Genomic DNA, 18,451 nt, shown 5'->3' with positions numbered 1-18,451 from the left:
GGAGAGGGTTGGGTGGGGGGCGGGGCCTCGCAAAGAGCGTCGGTCTCGACGAGACGCCGCCCGTCACCCCGGCCCTCTCCCCGGCGGGGAGAGGGAGCAGGTCGCGGCTACATTCCCGTGTCGAGCACCGTGACGAAGTCGACCCGCCGCATCGTGTTCATCATCTCCCCCTCCCATTCCGCCGGGCACGGGATCGAGCCGATCGCCCAGCCCATGATGTCGACGTCCTGCTCCTCCAGCAGCCGCTCGAACCAGTCGAGCTGCGCGGGCGTCCACGTCGCGCCGTGCGTGTCGAAGAAACCGCCGATCATCAGATCGGCCTCGCGCGTGCCGCGGTGCCACGCGCGGAAGCGCAGGCGTTTCAGGCGGATGTCGTGGTCCAAGGAAAATCTCGTCATGCCAGCGAAAGCTGGCATCTCGTGCCGCAAAGGCGCTTGGTCAACTGGAAGATGCCAGCTTTCGCTGGCATGACGCGGGAAAATGCGACCCGATATCCTCAATCCGTTGTTCGCCGAAGTCGAGGCGCTGAAGGGCGTCGGCCCGACGCTCGCCAAACCGCTCGATCGACTCGGCATCGCGCGCGTGCTCGACCTGCTGTTCCACCTTCCCTCGGGCTGGATCGACCGCTGGCCGCGTGACGAGCTGCTGCAAAGCGACGTCGGCCGCACGATCGCGATCACGCTAACCCCCACCGACTATCGGATCAGCAGCAGCCCGCGCGCCCCGACGCGCGTGATCGCCGCAGACGCGCACGGCAACACGGTCGCACTGGTCTTCTTCGGCGGCGGTTCGGGGCGCGTCCGCAAGCTCCTGCCGCTGAACGAACCGCGACGCGCCTCGGGCCGGCTCGACCAATACGGTCAGGACCTCCAGATCGTCCATCCGGAGGTCGGCGCGGGCGGGGGCGGGGAGGACGACGACTTCCGCGCCCGCGAGGCGATCTATCCGCTGACCGAGGGCATGACCTCGCGCCGGCTGGCCGCGCTGATCGAACAGGCCATCGCCCGCGCGCCCGACCTGCCCGAATGGATCGAGCCGAGCCTTAAGGCGCAGCGTGACTGGCCGGCGTGGCGCGAGGCGATCGCGCGGCTTCACGCCGACCCCGCAGATGCGGTCGCGCGCGCGCGGCTCGCCTATGACGAGGTCTTCGCCAACCAGCTCGCGCTGTCGATCGTCCGCGCCGACACCCGCAAGCGCCGCGGCCGCGCGCTGCAGGGCGACGGACACCTGCGCGACCTGCTCCGGCTCCCCTACCAGCTCACCGGCGCGCAGGCGCGCAGCGTCCGCGAGATCGAGGGCGATCTGGCGCAGAGCGCACCGATGCTCCGCCTGCTGCAAGGCGACGTCGGGTCGGGCAAGACGCTGGTCGCGGCGATGGCGCTGCTGATCGCGGTCGAGGCTGGCGCACAGGGCGCGCTGCTCGCGCCTACCGAGATCCTGGCGCGTCAGCATTACGACACGCTGCGCCGCACGCTGGCCGGGCTGCCGGTCGAGATCGCGGTGCTCACCGGCCGCGACAAGGGCCGCGCGCGCGAGGCGACGCTGATGGGGCTGGCGGACGGCTCGATCCACATCCTCGTCGGCACGCACGCGATCTTCCAGGAAGCGGTGGCCTATCGCGACCTCGGGCTGGTCGTGGTCGACGAGCAGCATCGCTTCGGCGTTGCGGAGCGGATGCTCCTTCAGGCCAAGGGCCGCACGCCCCCGCACGTGCTGGCGATGACCGCCACCCCGATCCCGCGCACGCTGACGCTCGCGCTCCACGGCGAGATGGACCAGAGCCGCCTCGACGAGATGCCGCCCGGGCGCGAGCCGATCGAGACCCGCGTGCTCAGCGAGGAACGCGTCGACGAGGTCGTCAACGCGCTCGGCCGGCATCTGTCGGAGGGCAAGCAGGCCTATTGGGTCTGCCCGCTCGTGGAAGAAAGCGAGAGCAGCGACCTGCAAGCCGCCGAGGCACGCGCCGCCGCGCTCGCCAGCCGCTTTGGCGCTGGAGAGCAGAGCCGCATCGGGCTGGTTCACGGGCGCATGAAGGGGCCGGAAAAGGATGCGGTGATGGCGCGCTTTTCCGCCGGGGAGATCGGCGTACTGGTCGCGACCACGGTGATCGAGGTCGGGGTCGACGTTCCCAACGCCACGCTGATCGTGATCGAACACGCCGACCGCTTCGGCCTGGCGCAGCTCCACCAGCTGCGCGGTCGCGTCGGCCGCGGCGGCGGACGCTCGGTATGCCTGTTGCTGCGCGGCGGATCGCTGAGCGAAACCGCCCGCGCGCGCCTCGCGCTGATGCGCGAGACCAATGACGGTTTCCGTATCGCCGAAGAGGATCTGCGGCTACGCGGGGCGGGGGAATTGCTGGGCAAGCGCCAGTCCGGCGAGGCGATGTTCCGGCTCGCCACGCCCGAGCTGATGGCGGAGCTGCTGCCCGCCGCGACCGATGATGCGCGGCTGCTGATCGATCGTGACGGCGGCCTGAGCGGCGCACGCGGACAGGCGGCACGGACCGCGCTTTATCTTTTCGAGCGCGATGCGGGCGTGGCGCTGCTCCGCTCGGGCTGACGTGCGGGTGTTGGGAGAAGGCATTTGGGTGGATTGTTGCCGATCGTCATCGTGGTGCTCGCCGGGCTCGGCCTCGCGGTTCAGCCGCCGACCAACGCCGCGCTCGCGCGCGTGTCGGGATCGGTGTGGCTGGCGGCGCTGGTGTCGTTCACGATCGGCACCGCGACGTTGCTGGTCGTCTGGGCCTTCGATCGCACGCCCCTGTCGGCACTGAAGGGCGCGCCGTGGTGGGCGTGGCTCGGCGGCGTCTACGGCGCCGCATTCGTCGCCGCGCTCGCCTTCGCCGCCCCCCGGCTCGGGATCGCGGCGGCGCTCAGCATCGCGATCGCCAGCCAGCTGGTGGCGGCGCTGACGCTCGACCACTTCGGGCTGCTCAACCTTCCGCAGCAACCGGTGACGGCCACCAAGCTCGCCGGCATCGCGCTGGTGCTGATCGGCGTCGTCGTCTTCCGGCGCGGCTGACGCCGCTGCGCCCGCAGTGACAAACGGGTGGAGCGAACCTAGCGCATTGCCGCCAGCACGAACTGGTACAACGCCGGCGGCACCTCTTGTGCCAGCTTGCAACCGATCCGCCCGCCCAGCGACCAGCGCACCTCCGCCGCAAACGCCCCCGCCACCGGCAAGGTCACCGTCACGGCCGCGCCGACCGGAATGTCCGCGTCACAGCGCGCCATGAAGCCGTTGGGCGACAGGTTGACTATGGTTGCCAGCCGCGACGTGCCATCGGCGGTCGCCAGTTGCGCGCGGTGCAGCGTCTCGTCGCGCGGCTCGACCCGGTCCTCATACGCGGTCATCGCCAATCGTGCGGGCATGTCGTCCTCCTACGCTTACCCCCATGCTATGGCTTGATTGGGGTTAACGCGGAGTGAGCGAACTCGTTAAGCCGGGTTCACCACGCCGTGGTGCTTCTTGCCCGCCGAGACGCGCACCGGCGCGCCCGCGAGTTGCACCACCGCCGCCTCGTCCGACACCTTCTCGCCGTCGACGCGGGCGCCGCCGCCCTTGATCAGCCGCCGCGCCTCGCCCTTCGATGCGGCGAAACCGAGCGCCACCAGCACGTCGACCAGCGGCATCGCGCCCGCGGCGACGATCGACGGCAGCGACGCCCCGCTCGCGCCTTCCTCGAAGGTGCGGTGTGCGGTTTCGGCCGCTTCCTCCGCCGCCACGCGCCCGCGGCACATCGCGGTCGCCTCGTTGGCGAGTACCTTCTTGGCCTCGTTGATCTCTGCGCCGCCCAGCGCTTCCAGCCGCGCGATCTCGTCGAGCGGCAGGTCGGTGAACAGCCGCAGGAAGCGCCCGACATCGCGGTCGTCGGTGTTGCGCCAGAACTGCCAGTAATCGAAGTGCGGCAGCTGGTCCTCGTGGAGCCACACCGCACCGGCGACCGTCTTGCCCATCTTCTCGCCCGACGCGGTGGTCAGCAGCGGTGTCGTGACCCCGAACACTTCCGCGCCGTCCATGCGCCGCGCCAGCTCCACCCCGTTGACGATATTCCCCCACTGGTCGCTGCCGCCCATCTGCAATCGCACGCCCTCGCGCCGCGCCAGCTCGCGGAAGTCGTATCCTTGCAGGATCATGTAGTTGAACTCGAGGAACGACAGCGACTGCTCGCGATCGAGCCGCAGCTTGACCGAGTCGAAGCTCAGCATCCGGTTGACGCTGAAATGCTGTCCGACCTCGCGCAGGAACGGGATATATTCCAGCTTGTCGAGCCACTCGGCATTGTCGAGCATTACCGCATCGCTCGGGCCGTCGCCGAAGGTCAGGAATCGGTCGAAGATGCGCCGGATCCCCGCGACGTTGGCGGCGATCACCTCGTCGCTGTTCAGCTTGCGCGCCTCGTCCTTGAAGCTCGGATCGCCGATCTTGCCGGTCCCGCCGCCCATCAGCACCACCGGCTTGTGCCCGGCCTGTTGCAGGCGGCGCAGCAGCATGATCTGCACCAGGCTGCCGACGTGCAGCGACGGTGCGGTCGGATCGAAGCCGATATAGCCCGGCACGACCTGCCTGGCGGCCAGCGCGTCGAGCGCGGCGGCATCGGTCATCTGGTGGATGTAGCCGCGCGCGCTGAGCGTGCGGAGCAGGTCGGACTGATAGTCGGTCATAGCGCTGGCGTCGTTACACGCGCGTCACCGCCGCGGCAATTGCGTGACCGGATCGACCGGCGTCCGCCCGCGCCGCAGCTCGAAATGCAACTCCGGCCGGTCGGCGAACCCGGTCTGCCCGCTCAGCGCGATCACCTGTCCGCGCGTCACCGCCTGTCCGCGTCGCACCAGCAGCTTGCCGGCATGGCCGTAGATCGAGGTCCAGTTGTCGCCGTGCTTGACGATCACCAGCCCGCCCAGCGCCGCGATCCCGTCGCCCGCATAGGCGACCGTGCCCGCCGCCGCCGCCTTGACCTCCGTGCCCGGCGCCACCGCGATCTCGACGCCGTCGAACCGCTCGCCGCTGCGCCCGGTGCCGAAACGCCGCACGATCTGTCCCGAGAGCGGCCACGCGAAGCGCCCCGGCGCGGCGGCGGGCGGGGCGACCGGCACGGTGGCCGCGGGCACCCTGGTCGCGCCCTTGACCGGGCGCACCGGCGCGCGCCCGCTCGCCACCGCCGGCTCGCCGCCGGTCAGGATCGTGTCGATGTCGAGCCGGAACGCCGCCGCGCGCTCCGCGGCGGAGGCGGGCAGGGCGGGGATCAGAACCCGCTGCCCGGTCACCAGCACGAACGGCTCGCGCAGGTCGTTGGCGGCAACGACCTCGCTCCAGGGAATGCCATAGGCGCGGGCGATCCCGATCCCGGTCTCGCCCGGCGCCACGCGGTGATACCGCCCGCCGGGAATTACCAGCCGTTGCCCGGCCTGCAGGGCGTAGGGCGGCGGCAGCGCGTTGCGGCGCGCGATCGCGTCGACCGACGCCCCGGTCCGATCGGCGATCGCGCTCAGCGTGTCGCCGGTGCGCACCAGCACTTCCTGGGTCCGCACCAGCCGCGCGTCCGGGGTCACCGGGCGCGCCTCCCATGCCGGGCGCGGCGCGGCGAGCTGTTCGACCCGCGCCTTGCGCCGCGCCGGTGGCGCGACGACGGGGTGCGGCGCGTCCTCGACGGCCGGCGCGACCGGCGGCGGTGCGTAGGGCGTGTCCGAGCGCGGCGGCGGCGCAGCGGCGGGCGGCGGCTCGGCGGCGGGGATGCACCCCGCCAGCACCAGCAGCAGCGCCGCCGAGCTCGCCGCCGCCCGCATCAAATCGCGTCAGACCCCGGCAAAGGCGTTGCCCAGCGCCGCAAGCGAGCCATGCAGGGTCAGGTCGAGCTGGAGCGGCGTGACCGTGATCCACCCCTGCGTGATGGTCGCCAGGTCGCTGCCGTCGTCGGCGGCCGGCGCGACGCGTCCCATCGACAGCCAGTGATAGTCGAAGCCACGCGGATCGGTGCGCCGGTCGAAGCGGATCCGTCCGTAATCGCGCAGGCCTTGCGGCACCACCTTCACGCCCCTGACCGCACCGGCCTCGGGCTCGGGGAAGTTGATGTTGACCACCGAGCGCGGCGCCCAGTCATGGTCGAGCAGCGGCCGCAGCACGCGCGCGCCCCATTCCTCGGCCGCGGCGAACGACACGTCGTCGCCCGGTTCGCGCCGCCCGTAGCGCTGGCTGAGCGCCACCGAGCGGACGCCGGCCAGCGCACCCTCCATCGCCGCCGAGACCGTCCCCGAATACATCACGTCCTCGGCGATGTTGCCGCCGCGGTTGACGCCGGACAGGATCAGGTCGGGGGGCGTGTCGCGCATCACCTCGGCCAGCGCGTACATCACCGCATCCGTCGGCGTCCCGCCCACCGCGAAGCGCTTCTCGCCGAACTGCTTGACGCGCAGCGGCCGGGTGAGCGTCAGCGACCGCCCGGTCCCCGATTGTTCGCTGGCGGGCGCACAAACCCAAACATCGTCGGACAGCTGCGCCGCGATCCGCTCCAGCACCGCCAGCCCCGGCGCGTGATAGCCATCGTCGTTGGACAAGAGAATCCGCATCACCGCGCCCCCAGCACTTCCTGCCCGCCGAGGTACGCGCGCAGCGCCTCCGGCACGGTCACCGTCCCGTCCTCGCGCTGGTAATTCTCCAGCACCGCCACCAGCGTCCGTCCGACCGCCAGCCCCGATCCGTTGAGCGTGTGCACGAACCGCGTCGCCTTCTCGCCCCCCTTGTCATCCTTGGCAGGTCGATAGCGCGCATTCATCCGCCGCGCCTGGAAGTCGGTGCACGTCGAGCAGCTGGAAATCTCGCGATAGCGCTGCTGGCCGGGCAACCACACCTCCAGGTCATAGGTGCGCGCGGCGGTGAACCCCATGTCCCCGGTGCACAATTTCATCCGGCGATAGGCGAGCCCCAGCGCGTCGAGCACCCCCTCGGCGCACGCGGTCATCCGCTCATGCTCGTCCTCGCTCGCTTCCGGCGCGACGATGGACACCATCTCGACCTTGTCGAACTGGTGCTGGCGGATGTAGCCGCGCGTATCGCGCCCGGCCGCGCCCGCCTCGGAGCGGAAGCACGGCGTCAGCGCCGCAAAACGCAGCGGCAGCGCGTCGGCGCCCAGGATCTTCTCGCGCACGATATTGGTGAGCGACACCTCGGCGGTCGGGATCAGCCAGCGCCCGTCGGTGGTGCGGAACAGGTCCTCGGCGAACTTCGGCAGCTGCCCGGTCCCGAACACCGCCTCGTCGCGCACCAGCAGCGGCGGCGCGACCTCCTCATAGCCGTGCTCACGCGTCAGCCGGTCGAGCATGAACTGCCCCAGCGCGCGTTGCAGCCGCGCCGCATCGCCGCGCACCAGCGTGAAGCGCGCGCCCGCGATCGCCGCCCCGGTCTCGAAATCGAGCCCCAGCGCCGGCCCGATCGCGTCATGCTCGCGCGGGCTGAACGCGAACGCAGGCCGCGTGCCGCGCTCGTGCACCAGCTGGTTGTCGTCCTCGTCGGCGCCCTGCGGCACGTCCGCCGCCGGTACGTTGGGCAATGCGGCCAGCATCGCCTCCAGCTCGCCGCCCAGCGCCGCTTCGTCCGCCTCCAGCTGCGGCAGCCGCTCCTTGAGCGCCGCCACCTCGGCCATCAGCGCCGCGGCCGTGTCCTCGTCCTTCTTCGCCTTCGCCGCACCGATCGCCTTCGACGCCTCGTTGCGGCGTGCCTGCGCGGTCTGCGCCTCCGTCGCGGCCTCGCGGCGGCGACGGTCGAGCGCCACCAGCGTGTCGGCACAAGGAGCAACGCCGCGCGTCGCCATGGCGGCGTCGAAGGCGGCGGGGTCGTCGCGGATCAGGCGGATGTCGTGCATGGCCGCGCTATGACCGCAGCCATGGCGCGAGGCAACCCGCGCGGCATGGCCGACGTTCTCCCCAGGAGCGCAACGGCAAAAGGAGAAATGCCATGCAGGTCCCCCACAATTCGGTCGTCCTCGTCGCCGACGGTCGCAAGCTGCTGTTCCTGCGCAACGAGGGCGACGCCGACTATCCCAACCTCCAGGTCGAGCACGCCGAGGAACGCCCCAATCCCGCCACCCGCGACCAGGCCACCGACGCCGCCGGCGCCGCCCGCTCGACGCAGAGCGGCGCGAACGCCCCGAATGCAGCACAGGGCGGCTCGGACCACGCGCAGGGTGGCGGCGCGCAATTCGCGCCCTCGCGCGGCAGTTTCGAGCAGACCGACTTCCACCAGCTCGAGGAGGATCGCTTCGCCGCCGATGCCGCCGAGCTGCTGCGCAAGCGCGCGCTGTCGAACGACTTCGAATCGCTGATCGTGATCGCGCCGCCGCGCACGCTGGGCGAGTTGCGCAAGCATTATCACAAGGAGGTCAGCGCGCGGCTGAGCGGCGAGCTCGACAAGGATCTCACCGGCCACCCGATCCCCGACATCGAAAAGGCTTTGCTTTCGGCCTGACCCGCGCCGCGCCGGCCGCCGCCCCGCAATCCTCGGCGCCGGCGCGGATGTTCATCCTTGCTACAGATCGTATCGGATACGACCACCCCATTCGCTTGTGGAGGATCGGCCAGACGATTATAGGCGCGCCCAAAGGGGCGTGCGGTGATGCTGACGACATCCTTCACGTGGGCGGGAGAAGGTCATGGCGACGGTGATGATTCAGGTCGAAGACGCGTTTGACGAGCCGCAGGCGCTTTCCACGCCGGTACCGGACGACTACCGGCCGAGCGCGGACGAGCCGTTCATGAACCCGCGCCAGCAGGCGTATTTCCGCAACAAGCTGCTCGCCTGGAAAGAGGCGATCCGCCGGGAATCGCAAGGCACGCTGTCGCAGCTCCAGATCGATTCGCTGCGCGAGGCGGACCTCAACGACCGCGCGTCGAGCGAGGCGGACTGGTCGCTGGAACTGCGCACCCGCGACCGGCAGCGCAAGCTGATATCCAAGATCGACGCCGCGCTGCGCCGGATCGAGGACGGCGAATACGGCTATTGCGAGGTGACCGGGGAGCCGATCAGCCTCGGCCGGCTGGAAGCCCGGCCGGTGGCGACGATGACCGTCGAGGCGCAGGAGCGCCACGAACGCGCCGAGAAGGTTTCCCGAGACGACTGACCGGCTTACTTTAACCTCTCGTTAACCTCTGTGGCGCTACCCTGCGGGTGTGATCGCGGGACGGGTATCATGGGGCAGTTGAGACACAGCGTGGCGGACGAGCATACGACGCCGGAGCGGCCCGACAATCGCGGTCGCGGGGATATCCACCTGTCGGCGCGCATGCGCGTCAACGACGACGATGCCGGGTTCCTCGTCCGCATCCGCAACGTTTCGGCGGGCGGCCTGATGGCCGAACTGCCATACCCGCTGCCGCCCGACAGCGCGGTGCAGATCAAGCTGACCGGCCTCGGCTGGGTCGCCGGCCGCGTCGTCTGGCAGACCGAGGGCCGCACCGGCATCGCCTTCGAACAGCCGATCGACGTCGCACTGGTACAGGAAACCACCGGCGCGATCCACTGACGGGGCGGCGCGGGCAGGGACCATCGTCATTGCGAGCGCAACGCAGCCATCCACGGCCATCCTGATCCGGCGCCGGATTGCGTCGCCCGCGCGCAGATGTCGACTTGTCCGACGTAGACAGCGGCGCGTCACACCGAGCCGACGAGCCGCCGCCTTGTTACCGCCCCCCGGCCTCCAGCAGCCGCCGCGGCGCGCTCATCTCCCAGCCGCGCGCGACCAGATCCTCGACCAGCACCCAGTCGGTGTTCGCGTCCAGCGCGACACGTGTCCACGTCCCCTCGGCCTCGCCGTCCGACACCGCACCCGGCAGCCCCGCCGCCCGCACGCGCAGCGCGCCGTCGCGCACCTCGGCATAGACCTTCCCGTCGACGAGAAAGGTGCCGGCGGCCCCATCCGGGCGCTGCTCGGTCTCGGGCAGCAGCATCGCGACCGCGCCCACGCGTTCCAGATCGGTCATCGGCGTACGAACTCCTTCAGCACGGCCGGATACAGCCGGTGTTCCTCGACCAGCACGCGCGCCGCCAGCGTCTCGGGCGTGTCGCCGGGCAGGATCGGCACGCTCGCGCGTCCCAGCACCTCGCCGGCGTCCAGCTCCTCCGTCACGACATGCACCGAACAGCCCGCTTGGCGGTCGCCCGCCGCGATCGCGCGCGCATGCGTGTCGAGCCCCTTGTACTTGGGCAGAAGCGAGGGGTGGATATTGACGATCCGCCCCTGCCAGCGCGTGACGAAGTCGCCCGACAGCAAGCGCATATAGCCCGCAAGCGCGATCCACTCCGCACCCGCCTCGCGCAGCGCCGCATCGAGCGCCGCTTCATAGGCGGGCTTGCCGATCCCCTTGGGCGACAGCCCGAAGGTCGGCAGGCCCTGCGCCTGCGCCCAGTCAAGCCCCGCGGCATCGGGCCGGTCGGAGGCGACAAGCACGACACGATAGGCATCGCCCTGTCCGGCGGCGAGCGCCTGCATGTTCGACCCGCGCCCCGAAATCAGGACCGCGACCGTGGCGGGCGGGCGCTCCGCCGATGCTTCCCGGGCCGACCCGCTCATTGGTGATGCGTCGCCGTCCAGTCGCCGCGCGCGCTCCACGTCTCGGAGCGCCCGCGCACGGTGCAACCGCGCTCGCCGCCCTCGACGTGGCCGATCGTGAACACCGTCTCGCCGGCCGCGCGCAGGTCGGCGGCGACGTCCTCGGCCGCATCGGCGGCGACCACCACCGCCATGCCGATCCCGCAGTTGAACGTCCGCGCCATCTCCTCCGGCTCGATCGCGCCCTGCGCCTGCAGGAACGCCATCAGCCGCGGCTGCTCCCACGCATCGGCGTCGATCTGCGCATGCGCATCCTTGGGCAGCACGCGCGGGATGTTCTCGAGCAGCCCGCCGCCGGTGATATGCGCCAGCCCTTTGATGCGGTGCGCGCGCAGCAGCGGCAGCAGGCTGGCGACATAGATGCGCGTCGGCGCCATCAGGATGTCGATCAGCAGCCGGTCGGCGTCGAACAGCGCCGGGCGGTCGAGCCTCCAGCCCTTGTCCGCCGCCAGCCGCCGGACCAGCGAGAAGCCGTTGGAATGCACGCCCGACGACGCGAGCCCCAGGATCACGTCGCCGGCGGCGATGTCCTTGCCCGTCAGCACGTCGCCGCGCTCGACCGCGCCGACGCAGAAGCCGGCCAGGTCGTAATCGCCCGCGGCATACATCCCCGGCATCTCGGCGGTTTCGCCGCCGATCAGCGCGCAGCCCGCGATCCGGCAACCTTCCGCGATCGATGCGACGACGCTTTCCGCGACCGCATTGTCGAGCTGGCCGGTCGCGTAATAGTCCAGGAAGAACAACGGCTCGGCGCCTTGCACGATCAGATCGTTGACGCACATCGCGACCAGGTCGACCCCGACCCCGGCATGGCGGTCCCATTCGATCGCCAGCTTCAGCTTCGTGCCGACCCCGTCATTGGCCGCGACCAGCAGCGGATCGGTGAAGCCCGCCGCCTTCAGGTCGAAGAAGCCGCCGAACCCGCCCAGGTCGGCATCGGCGCCGGGGCGGCGGGTGGCGCGCGCCAGCGGCGCGATCGCGCGGACCAGCGCATTGCCGGCCGCGATCGACACGCCGGCGCTCTCGTAGGTGTAGCCTTCGTTGCTCATGCCGAAGGCGCCTAGCCATATCGCGCTTGGATTTCCACGCCTGCTTCGTCAAAAGGCGTGACGATGCGCCGCCGTCTTCCCGTCGCCCTTCGCCTCGCCGTCGTCATGACCGCCGTGGCCGCCGTGCTCGGCGCGCGGGGCGTGCTCGCGCAGATCGAGGGCGAGGATCGCGGCGTCACCGCAGTCGACAGCTCCAACGATTTCGAGGTCGCGGGGATTCGCGTCGACGTCTCGGGCCAAAACGCCGATGCGGCGCGGCTGGCGGGCTGGCGCGAGGCGCAGCGCAAGGCGTACGTCCAGCTGTCGCAGCGGATGGGCGCGGGCGGCGGGCTCGTCTCGGACGGCACGCTCGATTCGATCGTGTCGAGCATCGTCGTCGAGAACGAGCAGATCGGCCCCAATCGCTATATCGCGCGTCTGGGCGTACTCTTCGATCGCGGGCGCACCGCCGGGCTGCTCGGCGTGTCCGCGACCGTCGCGCGCTCGTCGCCGTTCCTGGTCGTGCCGGTGCAATGGTCGACCGGGGTCGGCACGGTCTTCGAACAGCGCACGCCCTGGCAGGAGGCATGGGCGCGCTTCCGCACCGGGTCGAGTGCGGTCGATTATGTCCGCCCGACCGGCACGGGTCCGGATTCGCTGCTGCTCGACGTCGGACAGACGCAGCGGCCCGATCGTGCGTGGTGGCGCGCGCTGCTCGATCAATATGGCGCTACCGACGTGCTTATTCCCACCGTGCAACTCCATCGTCAGTACCCCGGGGGTCCTATTATCGGGGTGTTTGCGGCACGCTACGGTCCCGATCATCGCATCTTGCAGCGTTTCACGCTCCGCGTCGGCACCGCGGCCGGGCTGCCGGCGCTGCTCGACGCGGGGGTGAAGCGGCTCGACGGCGTCTACCAGCGCGCGCTCCGCGAGGGCTATCTGGGGCTCGATCCCGGGCTCAACCCGATCATGCCGGTCGTCGAAACGCCGCCGGAGGAAACGTCCGATATCGTCGAAGATCAAGCACTTACGCCAGCCGCGCTGGCGCTCACGATCCAGTTCGACACGCCTGATGCCGCGTCGGTGACCGCCACCGAAAGCGCGCTGCGCGGCATTCCGGGCGTCACCGGCGCAGCGACCACCAGCCTCGCGCTCGGCGGCGTCTCTTCCATGAACGTTATCTACGCAGGCAGCGCAGAAACGCTGCGTAACGCACTGGAATCGCGCGGGTGGCAGGTGATCGGCAGCGACACCACGCTGCGCATCCGCCGCCCAACGTACACGCCATGAACCAGATCGCGCTCCCGCTGGCCTGGCCCGAGGACGAGCGCGGTGAGTTCCTCGTCGCCGATTCGAACGTGCAAGCCGTTAGACTGCTTGAACATTGGGCGACATGGCCGGTTCGTACCGCCATCCTCGCCGGCCCGCCGCGCTCCGGTCGCTCGCTGCTCGGCCGGATCTTTGCGGCGCGTTCCGGCGCGACGGTGATCGATGACGCGCAAGCGGTTGACGAGACCGGGCTTTTTCACGCCTGGAACCAGGCGCAGGGCGACCGCCGCCCGCTCCTGCTGATCGTCGCCGCGCTGCCACCGCAATGGTCGGTGGAACTGCCGGATCTTCGATCGCGGCTGGCGGCCAGCCCGGTCGCGCAGATCGGACCGCCCGAGGATCAACTGATTTCAATCCTTTACGAACGTGGCTTCGCACGCCGTCACCTGGACGCCCGTGCCGACCTGATCGCATGGCTGACCGCCCGCACCGAGCGGAGTCACGCCGCCGTCATCGATACCATTGATAGGCTCGACCGTGCCGCGCTGGCGGGGCGTCGACGTCTGACGATCCCGCTGGCGCGCGAGACCCTGGAAAGCGGCACAACAAGCAATCGGAGCGACCGCCTGCCATGACCCGACCCGTGAGCATCGCGCGCAAGGATGCCGAAACGCCGCTCGACGATCCCTTCATCGAGCGCGACGGCGCGCGGTACTTCAATCGCGAACTGTCCTGGCTGGCGTTCAACCGCCGCGTCCTCGAAGAAGCCTGCAATCCGGCCCATCCGCTACTGGAAAGGCTCCGCTTCCTGGCTATTTCCGGCGCGAACCTCGACGAATTCTTTATGGTCCGCGTGGCGGGCCTGAAGGGCCAGCAGATGCAGGATGTCGAGGCGCGTTCCTCCGACGGCCTGACTCCGGGACAGCAGCTGATGGCGATCGTCGAACAGGCAGATGCACTGATGGCCAGCCAGCAGGCCGTGTGGCGCGACATCCGCCGTGACATGGACGAGGCGGGCATCACGGTGCTGAGCAGCCGCGCGCTCGACACGCTGGACGACGAGCAACGGGCGTGGCTCGACACCTATTTTCAGGAACAGCTGTTCCCCGTGATCACGCCGCAGGCGCTCGATCCTGCGCATCCGTTTCCGTTCATGCCCAACAAGGGGATGGCGGTCATGTTCGACCTCGTGCGTCGGTCGGACGCCGAGCCGATCCGCGAACTGGTAATGCTGCCCGCCGCCATGCCGCGCTTCGTGCGACTGCCGGGAAACGAGCGCGCTTCCTACGTTGCGGTAGAATCGATCCTCAAGCGCTTCTCCTCGTTGCTTTTTCCCGGTTACGACGTGCTGGGTGCAGCGGAGTTCCGGGTATTGCGCGATAGCGACATCGAGATCGAGGAAGAGGCGGAGGATCTGGTCCGCTACTTCGCCAACGCCATCAAGCGCCGGCGACGCGGTCGGGTGATCCGGCTGGAACTCGAGACGAACATGCCCGAGGCGCTGGGCGCGGCGTTGCGCGAGGAGCTTGGAAAAGGGGATGCGATCGTCACCGAGACGGGTACGTTCCTCGGCGTCGGCGATCTCTCGCTGCTGGCCGACGAGGATCGTCCCGACCTGAAGTTCGTCCCATTCACGCCGCGTTTTCCCGAGCGAATTCGGGAGTTTGGTGGAGATTGCTTCGCTGCGATCCGAAGCAAGGACATCGTCGTTCACCACCCATACGAAACGTTCGACGTGGTGCTCGCCTTCCTCAAGCAGGCGGCGAACGACCCGGACGTGGTCGCCATCAAGCAGACGCTGTACCGCGCGGGCAAGCAGTCCGCCGTCATCAGCGCGCTGATCGCCGCCGCGGAGGCGGGCAAATCGGTGACCGCGGTGGTCGAGTTGAAGGCGCGTTTCGACGAAGAGCAGAACCTTCACTGGGCGAGCGCGCTGGAACGCGCCGGCGTGCAGGTCGTCTACGGCTTTATCGATTGGAAGACGCACGCCAAGGTGGCGATGGTGGTGCGGCGCGAGAATGGAAAATTCCGGACCTACTGCCATTTCGGGACCGGGAATTATCATCCGGTCACCGCGAAGATTTACACCGATCTCAGCTTCTTCACCGCAGATCCTCGCATCGGACGCGACGCGGCGCGCATGTTCAACTACATTACCGGCTACGTCGAGCCGTCCGACCTCGAGACGGTGGTGCTCAGTCCGCGGTCGCTGCGTGATCGATTGCTGGCGTGCATCGATGGCGAGATCGCGCACGCCCGCGCCGGACGGACCGGTTCGATCTGGGCGAAGATGAACTCGTTGGTCGATCCGATCATCATCGAGAAGTTGTACGAGGCGAGTTGCGCCGGCGTGGAGATCGACCTGATCGTCCGCGGAATTTGCTGCTTGCGCCCTAAGGTTCAGGGGCTGTCGGAGAACATTCGCGTAAAGTCGGTCGTCGGACGCTTTCTGGAGCACAGCCGGATCGCCGCATTCGGTAATGGCGCGGCGCTGCCCAACGACGATGCCGCGGTCTATATCTCCTCGGCCGACTGGATGCCGCGCAACTTTGACCGACGCGTTGAATATCTCCTGCCACTGGAAAACGAAACCGTTCACGATCAAGTGCTTGACCAGGTTATGGTTGCCAACCTGATCGACAATGAACAGAGTTGGGAGTTGGAGGCGGACGGCAGTTATGTTCGTGACGTACCTGGCGAGAAGCCGTTCAACCTGCACCGCTATTTCATGGTGAACCCATCATTGTCCGGACGCGGCGCCGCCCTGGACGGAGATGAGGTGCCGGTGCTGGCGTTGAGGCGCAAGCGTTGAGGTGGCCGAAGCGCTTGCCGGACGCCGAGCGGCAGATGGCGACGGTGGAAGAGCCGCGGACCGCGATCATCGACATTGGTTCGAACTCGATCCGCTTGGTGGTGTACCAGGGGCCAGCGCGTTTGCCGTCGATTCTCTTCAACGAGAAGGTCTTGGCGGGTCTGGGGCGGAGCCTGGCGCAGTCGGGGGCGATCGATGCGCAGGCCATGGCGATGGCGCAGACCGCCTTGCGGCGCTTCGCGGCGCTGGCGCGCGCGATGGAAATCTCGACTTTGCGGACGGTTGCGACGGCTGCGGTTCGCGACGCCAGCAACGGGGCGGAGTTGATCGCGGTCGCCGAGGCGGCCGGGTTGGAGGTACAGATCCTGCCCGGCGAAAAGGAGGCAGAAGCAGCGGGTTACGGGGTTCTGTCGGGGATACCGGACGCCGACGGAATTGTCGGCGACCTGGGCGGCGGCAGCCTTGAGCTCGTGCGGGTGCGGCGGGGAGAGTTGCTGCGGCGCGCGTCCTTTCCGCTCGGCGTCCTGCGGATCGCCGCGTTGCGTGAGAAGGGCCGGCTCGATCGACAAGTGGAACAGCTGCTCGACCAAAGTGGGTGGCTAAATGCCGGAAAGAACCTGCCTTTCTACCTCGTCGGCGGGTCATGGCGGGCGTTGGCGCGGCTGGACATGGAGACAACGCGCTATCCGCTGCCGGTCATCCATCAATATGCGATGCCGCCTGAGACGGTGGCCCGGCTACGGCGCACCTTGTCGCATGTCGGCAGGGCGCGGTTGAAGGAGGTGCCCGGCCTGTCGGCGGGACGGATCCCGACCCTGTCGGATGCCGCGGCCTTATTGTCGTGTTTATTGAAGCATTTACGCAGTAGCGGGACGGTCGTGTCGGCGTATGGATTGCGTGAGGGGTTGCTGTACGAGACGCTGGGCGAGGCGGAGCGGGGCGAGGATCCGTTGATCGTCGCCACCGCGGAGGAGGGGCGGAGAAGCGGGCGTTTTCCGGAGCATGGCGCATTGCTCGACCGGTGGATCGCGCCGTTGTTCGCCGACGATCGCGCAGCCGAGGCGCGACTCCGTATCGCCGCGTGTCACCTTTCGGACGTTGGGTGGCGCGCCAACCCCGATTTCAGGGCCGAGAGGGGCGTGGAAATCGCGCTGCACGGCAATTGGGTCGCGATCGATGCACGCGGGCGCGCGATGGTGGCGCAAGCGCTGTGGACCGCGCTGGGCGGCGCAACCGACAGCCCGGCACCGCTGCCGGCACTGGCGAGCGACACGTCGCTGCGCCGCGCGGTGCAATGGGGGTTGGCGATCCGGCTCGGCCAGCGGCTGAGCGGCGGGTTGGCGGGACCGTTGGCGCAAGCGTCGGTGCGGCTGACGGGGGGCACGTTGTCGCTCGATCCGGGCGACCCGGCGCTGTACGGCGAAGCGGTGCAGAAGCGGCATCGCGCACTCGCCGCCGCTTTGGGAGTACAGCCAGAACTGGCGTGAGCGACCCGAACATGACCGATCGCTCATGTTCCGGACAGGTGATCGCGACGCGTGAAGCGGCAGAAGCATCGGCATGACCGCCGTGCCATCCGCGATGCCGAAGAGCGACGACACCGGGCGTTTGCGCGGCCGAGGGGCGCTGGACGAGCGGATCTGCCGGCTGATCTGCCCGATCGCCGCGGCGATGGTCGGTGTGTGCCTGACCGGGATCGGATTGCTGCGGGTCGGCGTGGCGTGGGGACGACGCGCTAGCTTCGCCGACGATCTGCTGGCAATCGATTCGCTCCTGTTCCTGATTGCGATGCTGGCGTCCTATCTGGCGGTTCGGACACCGGATGTCCGCCGGCGCACCTATCTGCACCGGCTGGAGCAAGTGGCGGACGCAACCTTCATCCTGGCGATGCTGCTGCTGACGGCGGCGTGTTTCGTGATCACCTATGCGGTGAGCGCGTGACGCACGTCGATCGCGCGCCCGTCAGACCGAACTGGTTCGCGGTCGCAGCGGGTACCCTAACCGCACTGGCGCTGGGCCTGTTGGGCTTTGTCGGCTTTCTCGGTTATTTCGGCGGGCCGGTCTATCGCTTGGTCCCCCCGAATGCCCCAACGGCGGGGATCGAGCGCGGTACAGTGGTCGTGTTCCTGTCGGGCGACATGGGGATCAATGCCGGGATGGGTCCGCGATTGATCGCGGCGCTCGGCGCGCGCGGGATGCCGGTGCTGGCGGTCAACTCGCTGACGGCGTTCGGCACGCGCCATACGCCCGTCCAGATCGACGGGTTCGTAGCCGCGACGGTAGTGCGCGCGCTGCGCCTGCCGGGCGCGAAGCGCGTCGTGCTGGTCGGTCAGTCCTTCGGTGCCGACATGCTGAACCGCGGGACGGCGCACCTACCGCCGACGCTCCGCCCGAAAGTGCGCGGCGTGGTGCTGCTGGTGCCGGGGGCCACGTTGCTGTTCAAGGCGAGTCCGGGCGGCGTGCTGGACGGCACGCCGGACGCCTCGGCACTGCCGAGTGCGCGGCAGATCACCTGGGTGCCGCTGACGTGCATCCAAGGGCGCGAGGAGACGCACAGCCTGTGCCCACACTTGTCCGCGCCCAATGTGACCCGCATCGTGCTGCCGGGCGGGCACTTCCTGAACTACGACGTGCCGGCGATCGTACGCGCGGTGTGGCGGGGCGTCGCGAACGGTCGCTGAGCCGTCATCTACATTACCGATAATTCAGTCGGCGTCGACGTGCTGGCAAGGGGCCCGC

At 69.2% G+C, this 18,451-nt stretch carries 20 protein-coding genes; 11 read left to right on the top strand and 9 right to left on the bottom strand.

From position 1 onward, the window contains the following. Positions 1-107 precede the first annotated feature (107 nt). A complete protein-coding gene (locus tag J2Y58_RS05435) occupies positions 108-383 on the bottom strand; it encodes a succinate dehydrogenase assembly factor 2 (RefSeq protein ID WP_310099834.1) in 276 nt (91 codons plus the stop codon). A 97-nt stretch (positions 384-480) separates the two neighbouring features. Between J2Y58_RS05435 and recG the strand changes: the two genes are divergently transcribed. Both recG and J2Y58_RS05425 read left to right on the top strand, forming a co-directional pair. Beyond that, positions 481-2,559: an ATP-dependent DNA helicase RecG gene (gene recG, locus J2Y58_RS05430; protein WP_310099832.1), complete on the top strand. Its 2,079-nt coding sequence runs from the start codon at positions 481-483 to the stop codon at positions 2,557-2,559. A gap of 24 nt (positions 2,560-2,583) precedes the next feature. Continuing rightward, positions 2,584-3,021, top strand: coding sequence for a DMT family transporter (locus tag J2Y58_RS05425; RefSeq protein ID WP_310099829.1), 438 nt, complete (start codon positions 2,584-2,586; stop codon positions 3,019-3,021). Positions 3,022-3,059: 38 nt separating this feature from the next. Here the strand turns inward: J2Y58_RS05425 and J2Y58_RS05420 are convergent, their stop codons facing one another. From J2Y58_RS05420 to serS, 5 genes are all read right to left on the bottom strand, one after another. Continuing rightward, positions 3,060-3,371: a PilZ domain-containing protein gene (locus J2Y58_RS05420; protein ID WP_310099826.1), complete on the bottom strand. Its 312-nt coding sequence runs from the start codon at positions 3,369-3,371 to the stop codon at positions 3,060-3,062. A 66-nt stretch (positions 3,372-3,437) separates the two neighbouring features. Next, complete coding sequence (gene tyrS, locus J2Y58_RS05415; protein ID WP_310099822.1) at positions 3,438-4,664, bottom strand: tyrosine--tRNA ligase; 1,227 nt, start codon at positions 4,662-4,664, stop codon at positions 3,438-3,440. A gap of 24 nt (positions 4,665-4,688) precedes the next feature. Next, on the bottom strand, positions 4,689-5,786 hold the full coding sequence (locus J2Y58_RS05410; protein ID WP_310099819.1) for a M23 family metallopeptidase: 1,098 nt from the start codon (positions 5,784-5,786) through the stop codon (positions 4,689-4,691). Between the two features lie 9 nt (positions 5,787-5,795). Next, positions 5,796-6,566, bottom strand: a complete 771-nt coding sequence (gene surE, locus J2Y58_RS05405; RefSeq protein WP_310099817.1) for a 5'/3'-nucleotidase SurE — start codon at positions 6,564-6,566, stop codon at positions 5,796-5,798. After that, positions 6,566-7,858 (bottom strand): serine--tRNA ligase, encoded by a 1,293-nt coding sequence (serS, locus tag J2Y58_RS05400; RefSeq protein ID WP_310099814.1) that lies wholly within the window; start codon positions 7,856-7,858, stop codon positions 6,566-6,568. The genes surE and serS overlap by 1 nt, the downstream gene beginning before the upstream one ends. 92 nt (positions 7,859-7,950) lie before the next feature. On the opposite strand from serS, the gene J2Y58_RS05395 reads away from it, so the two are divergent. The 3 genes from J2Y58_RS05395 (at position 7,951) to J2Y58_RS05385 (ending at position 9,514) form a co-directional block, all read left to right on the top strand. Continuing rightward, positions 7,951-8,460 carry a host attachment family protein gene (locus tag J2Y58_RS05395; protein WP_310099811.1) on the top strand — a complete coding sequence of 170 codons (510 nt, stop codon included), beginning with the start codon at positions 7,951-7,953 and terminating at the stop codon, positions 8,458-8,460. Between the two features lie 184 nt (positions 8,461-8,644). Beyond that, positions 8,645-9,112 (top strand): RNA polymerase-binding protein DksA, encoded by a 468-nt coding sequence (gene dksA / locus J2Y58_RS05390; RefSeq protein ID WP_310099808.1) that lies wholly within the window; start codon positions 8,645-8,647, stop codon positions 9,110-9,112. 69 nt (positions 9,113-9,181) lie between these two features. Beyond that, positions 9,182-9,514: a PilZ domain-containing protein gene (locus J2Y58_RS05385; RefSeq protein ID WP_310099803.1), complete on the top strand. Its 333-nt coding sequence runs from the start codon at positions 9,182-9,184 to the stop codon at positions 9,512-9,514. 157 nt (positions 9,515-9,671) lie between these two features. Here the strand turns inward: J2Y58_RS05385 and J2Y58_RS05380 are convergent, their stop codons facing one another. From J2Y58_RS05380 to purM, 3 genes are read right to left on the bottom strand one after another with little or no spacing between them, the layout of a single operon-like run. Then, on the bottom strand, positions 9,672-9,971 hold the full coding sequence (locus J2Y58_RS05380; RefSeq protein ID WP_310099800.1) for a hypothetical protein: 300 nt from the start codon (positions 9,969-9,971) through the stop codon (positions 9,672-9,674). Then, on the bottom strand, positions 9,968-10,561 hold the full coding sequence (gene purN, locus J2Y58_RS05375; protein WP_310099797.1) for a phosphoribosylglycinamide formyltransferase: 594 nt from the start codon (positions 10,559-10,561) through the stop codon (positions 9,968-9,970). Before purN ends, J2Y58_RS05380 begins: the two co-directional genes overlap by 4 nt. After that, positions 10,558-11,649, bottom strand: a complete 1,092-nt coding sequence (gene purM, locus J2Y58_RS05370) for a phosphoribosylformylglycinamidine cyclo-ligase (RefSeq protein WP_310099793.1) — start codon at positions 11,647-11,649, stop codon at positions 10,558-10,560. The genes purN and purM overlap by 4 nt, the downstream gene beginning before the upstream one ends. 63 nt (positions 11,650-11,712) lie before the next feature. Here purM and J2Y58_RS05365 point away from each other — a divergent pair, with 63 nt between their 5' ends. The 6 genes from J2Y58_RS05365 (at position 11,713) to J2Y58_RS05340 (ending at position 18,393) form a co-directional block, all read left to right on the top strand. Continuing rightward, positions 11,713-12,921, top strand: a complete 1,209-nt coding sequence (locus J2Y58_RS05365) for a heavy-metal-associated domain-containing protein (RefSeq protein ID WP_310099790.1) — start codon at positions 11,713-11,715, stop codon at positions 12,919-12,921. Next, a complete protein-coding gene (locus tag J2Y58_RS05360; RefSeq protein ID WP_310099786.1) occupies positions 12,918-13,535 on the top strand; it encodes an HdaA/DnaA family protein in 618 nt (205 codons plus the stop codon). Before J2Y58_RS05365 ends, J2Y58_RS05360 begins: the two co-directional genes overlap by 4 nt. After that, the gene (locus J2Y58_RS05355) at positions 13,532-15,712 is read left to right on the top strand and encodes an RNA degradosome polyphosphate kinase (RefSeq protein ID WP_310099783.1); all 2,181 of its coding nucleotides are present in this window, start codon (positions 13,532-13,534) and stop codon (positions 15,710-15,712) included. Before J2Y58_RS05360 ends, J2Y58_RS05355 begins: the two co-directional genes overlap by 4 nt. 35 nt (positions 15,713-15,747) lie before the next feature. After that, on the top strand, positions 15,748-17,199 hold the full coding sequence (locus tag J2Y58_RS05350; protein ID WP_310100616.1) for a Ppx/GppA family phosphatase: 1,452 nt from the start codon (positions 15,748-15,750) through the stop codon (positions 17,197-17,199). Between the two features lie 73 nt (positions 17,200-17,272). Further along, positions 17,273-17,653 carry a hypothetical protein gene (locus J2Y58_RS05345; RefSeq protein WP_310099779.1) on the top strand — a complete coding sequence of 127 codons (381 nt, stop codon included), beginning with the start codon at positions 17,273-17,275 and terminating at the stop codon, positions 17,651-17,653. Beyond that, the gene (locus tag J2Y58_RS05340; protein ID WP_310099775.1) at positions 17,650-18,393 is read left to right on the top strand and encodes an AcvB/VirJ family lysyl-phosphatidylglycerol hydrolase; all 744 of its coding nucleotides are present in this window, start codon (positions 17,650-17,652) and stop codon (positions 18,391-18,393) included. The genes J2Y58_RS05345 and J2Y58_RS05340 overlap by 4 nt, the downstream gene beginning before the upstream one ends. The last annotated feature ends 58 nt before the right edge of the window (positions 18,394-18,451 follow it).

The organism is Sphingomonas sp. BE138, assembly GCF_031456125.1.
Lineage (GTDB): Bacteria > Pseudomonadota > Alphaproteobacteria > Sphingomonadales > Sphingomonadaceae > Sphingomonas.
This window is presented reverse-complemented; position numbering and strand designations above follow the sequence as displayed.

What these genes read in the sequence shown, in the direction of transcription:
- recG (WP_310099832.1), top strand. Translation starts at nt 481, where the DNA reads ATGCGACCCGATATCCTCAATCCGTTGTTCGCCGAAGTCGAGGCGCTG.
- J2Y58_RS05420 (WP_310099826.1), bottom strand. Translation starts at nt 3,371, where the DNA reads ATGCCCGCACGATTGGCGATGACCGCGTATGAGGACCGGGTCGAGCCG.
- tyrS (WP_310099822.1), bottom strand. Translation starts at nt 4,664, where the DNA reads ATGACCGACTATCAGTCCGACCTGCTCCGCACGCTCAGCGCGCGCGGC.
- J2Y58_RS05410 (WP_310099819.1), bottom strand. Translation starts at nt 5,786, where the DNA reads ATGCGGGCGGCGGCGAGCTCGGCGGCGCTGCTGCTGGTGCTGGCGGGG.
- surE (WP_310099817.1), bottom strand. Translation starts at nt 6,566, where the DNA reads ATGCGGATTCTCTTGTCCAACGACGATGGCTATCACGCGCCGGGGCTG.
- serS (WP_310099814.1), bottom strand. Translation starts at nt 7,858, where the DNA reads ATGCACGACATCCGCCTGATCCGCGACGACCCCGCCGCCTTCGACGCC.
- J2Y58_RS05395 (WP_310099811.1), top strand. Translation starts at nt 7,951, where the DNA reads ATGCAGGTCCCCCACAATTCGGTCGTCCTCGTCGCCGACGGTCGCAAG.
- dksA (WP_310099808.1), top strand. Translation starts at nt 8,645, where the DNA reads ATGGCGACGGTGATGATTCAGGTCGAAGACGCGTTTGACGAGCCGCAG.
- J2Y58_RS05385 (WP_310099803.1), top strand. Translation starts at nt 9,182, where the DNA reads ATGGGGCAGTTGAGACACAGCGTGGCGGACGAGCATACGACGCCGGAG.
- J2Y58_RS05380 (WP_310099800.1), bottom strand. Translation starts at nt 9,971, where the DNA reads ATGACCGATCTGGAACGCGTGGGCGCGGTCGCGATGCTGCTGCCCGAG.
- purN (WP_310099797.1), bottom strand. Translation starts at nt 10,561, where the DNA reads ATGAGCGGGTCGGCCCGGGAAGCATCGGCGGAGCGCCCGCCCGCCACG.
- purM (WP_310099793.1), bottom strand. Translation starts at nt 11,649, where the DNA reads ATGAGCAACGAAGGCTACACCTACGAGAGCGCCGGCGTGTCGATCGCG.
- J2Y58_RS05365 (WP_310099790.1), top strand. Translation starts at nt 11,713, where the DNA reads ATGCGCCGCCGTCTTCCCGTCGCCCTTCGCCTCGCCGTCGTCATGACC.
- J2Y58_RS05360 (WP_310099786.1), top strand. Translation starts at nt 12,918, where the DNA reads ATGAACCAGATCGCGCTCCCGCTGGCCTGGCCCGAGGACGAGCGCGGT.
- J2Y58_RS05355 (WP_310099783.1), top strand. Translation starts at nt 13,532, where the DNA reads ATGACCCGACCCGTGAGCATCGCGCGCAAGGATGCCGAAACGCCGCTC.
- J2Y58_RS05350 (WP_310100616.1), top strand. Translation starts at nt 15,748, where the DNA reads ATGGCGACGGTGGAAGAGCCGCGGACCGCGATCATCGACATTGGTTCG.
- J2Y58_RS05345 (WP_310099779.1), top strand. Translation starts at nt 17,273, where the DNA reads ATGACCGCCGTGCCATCCGCGATGCCGAAGAGCGACGACACCGGGCGT.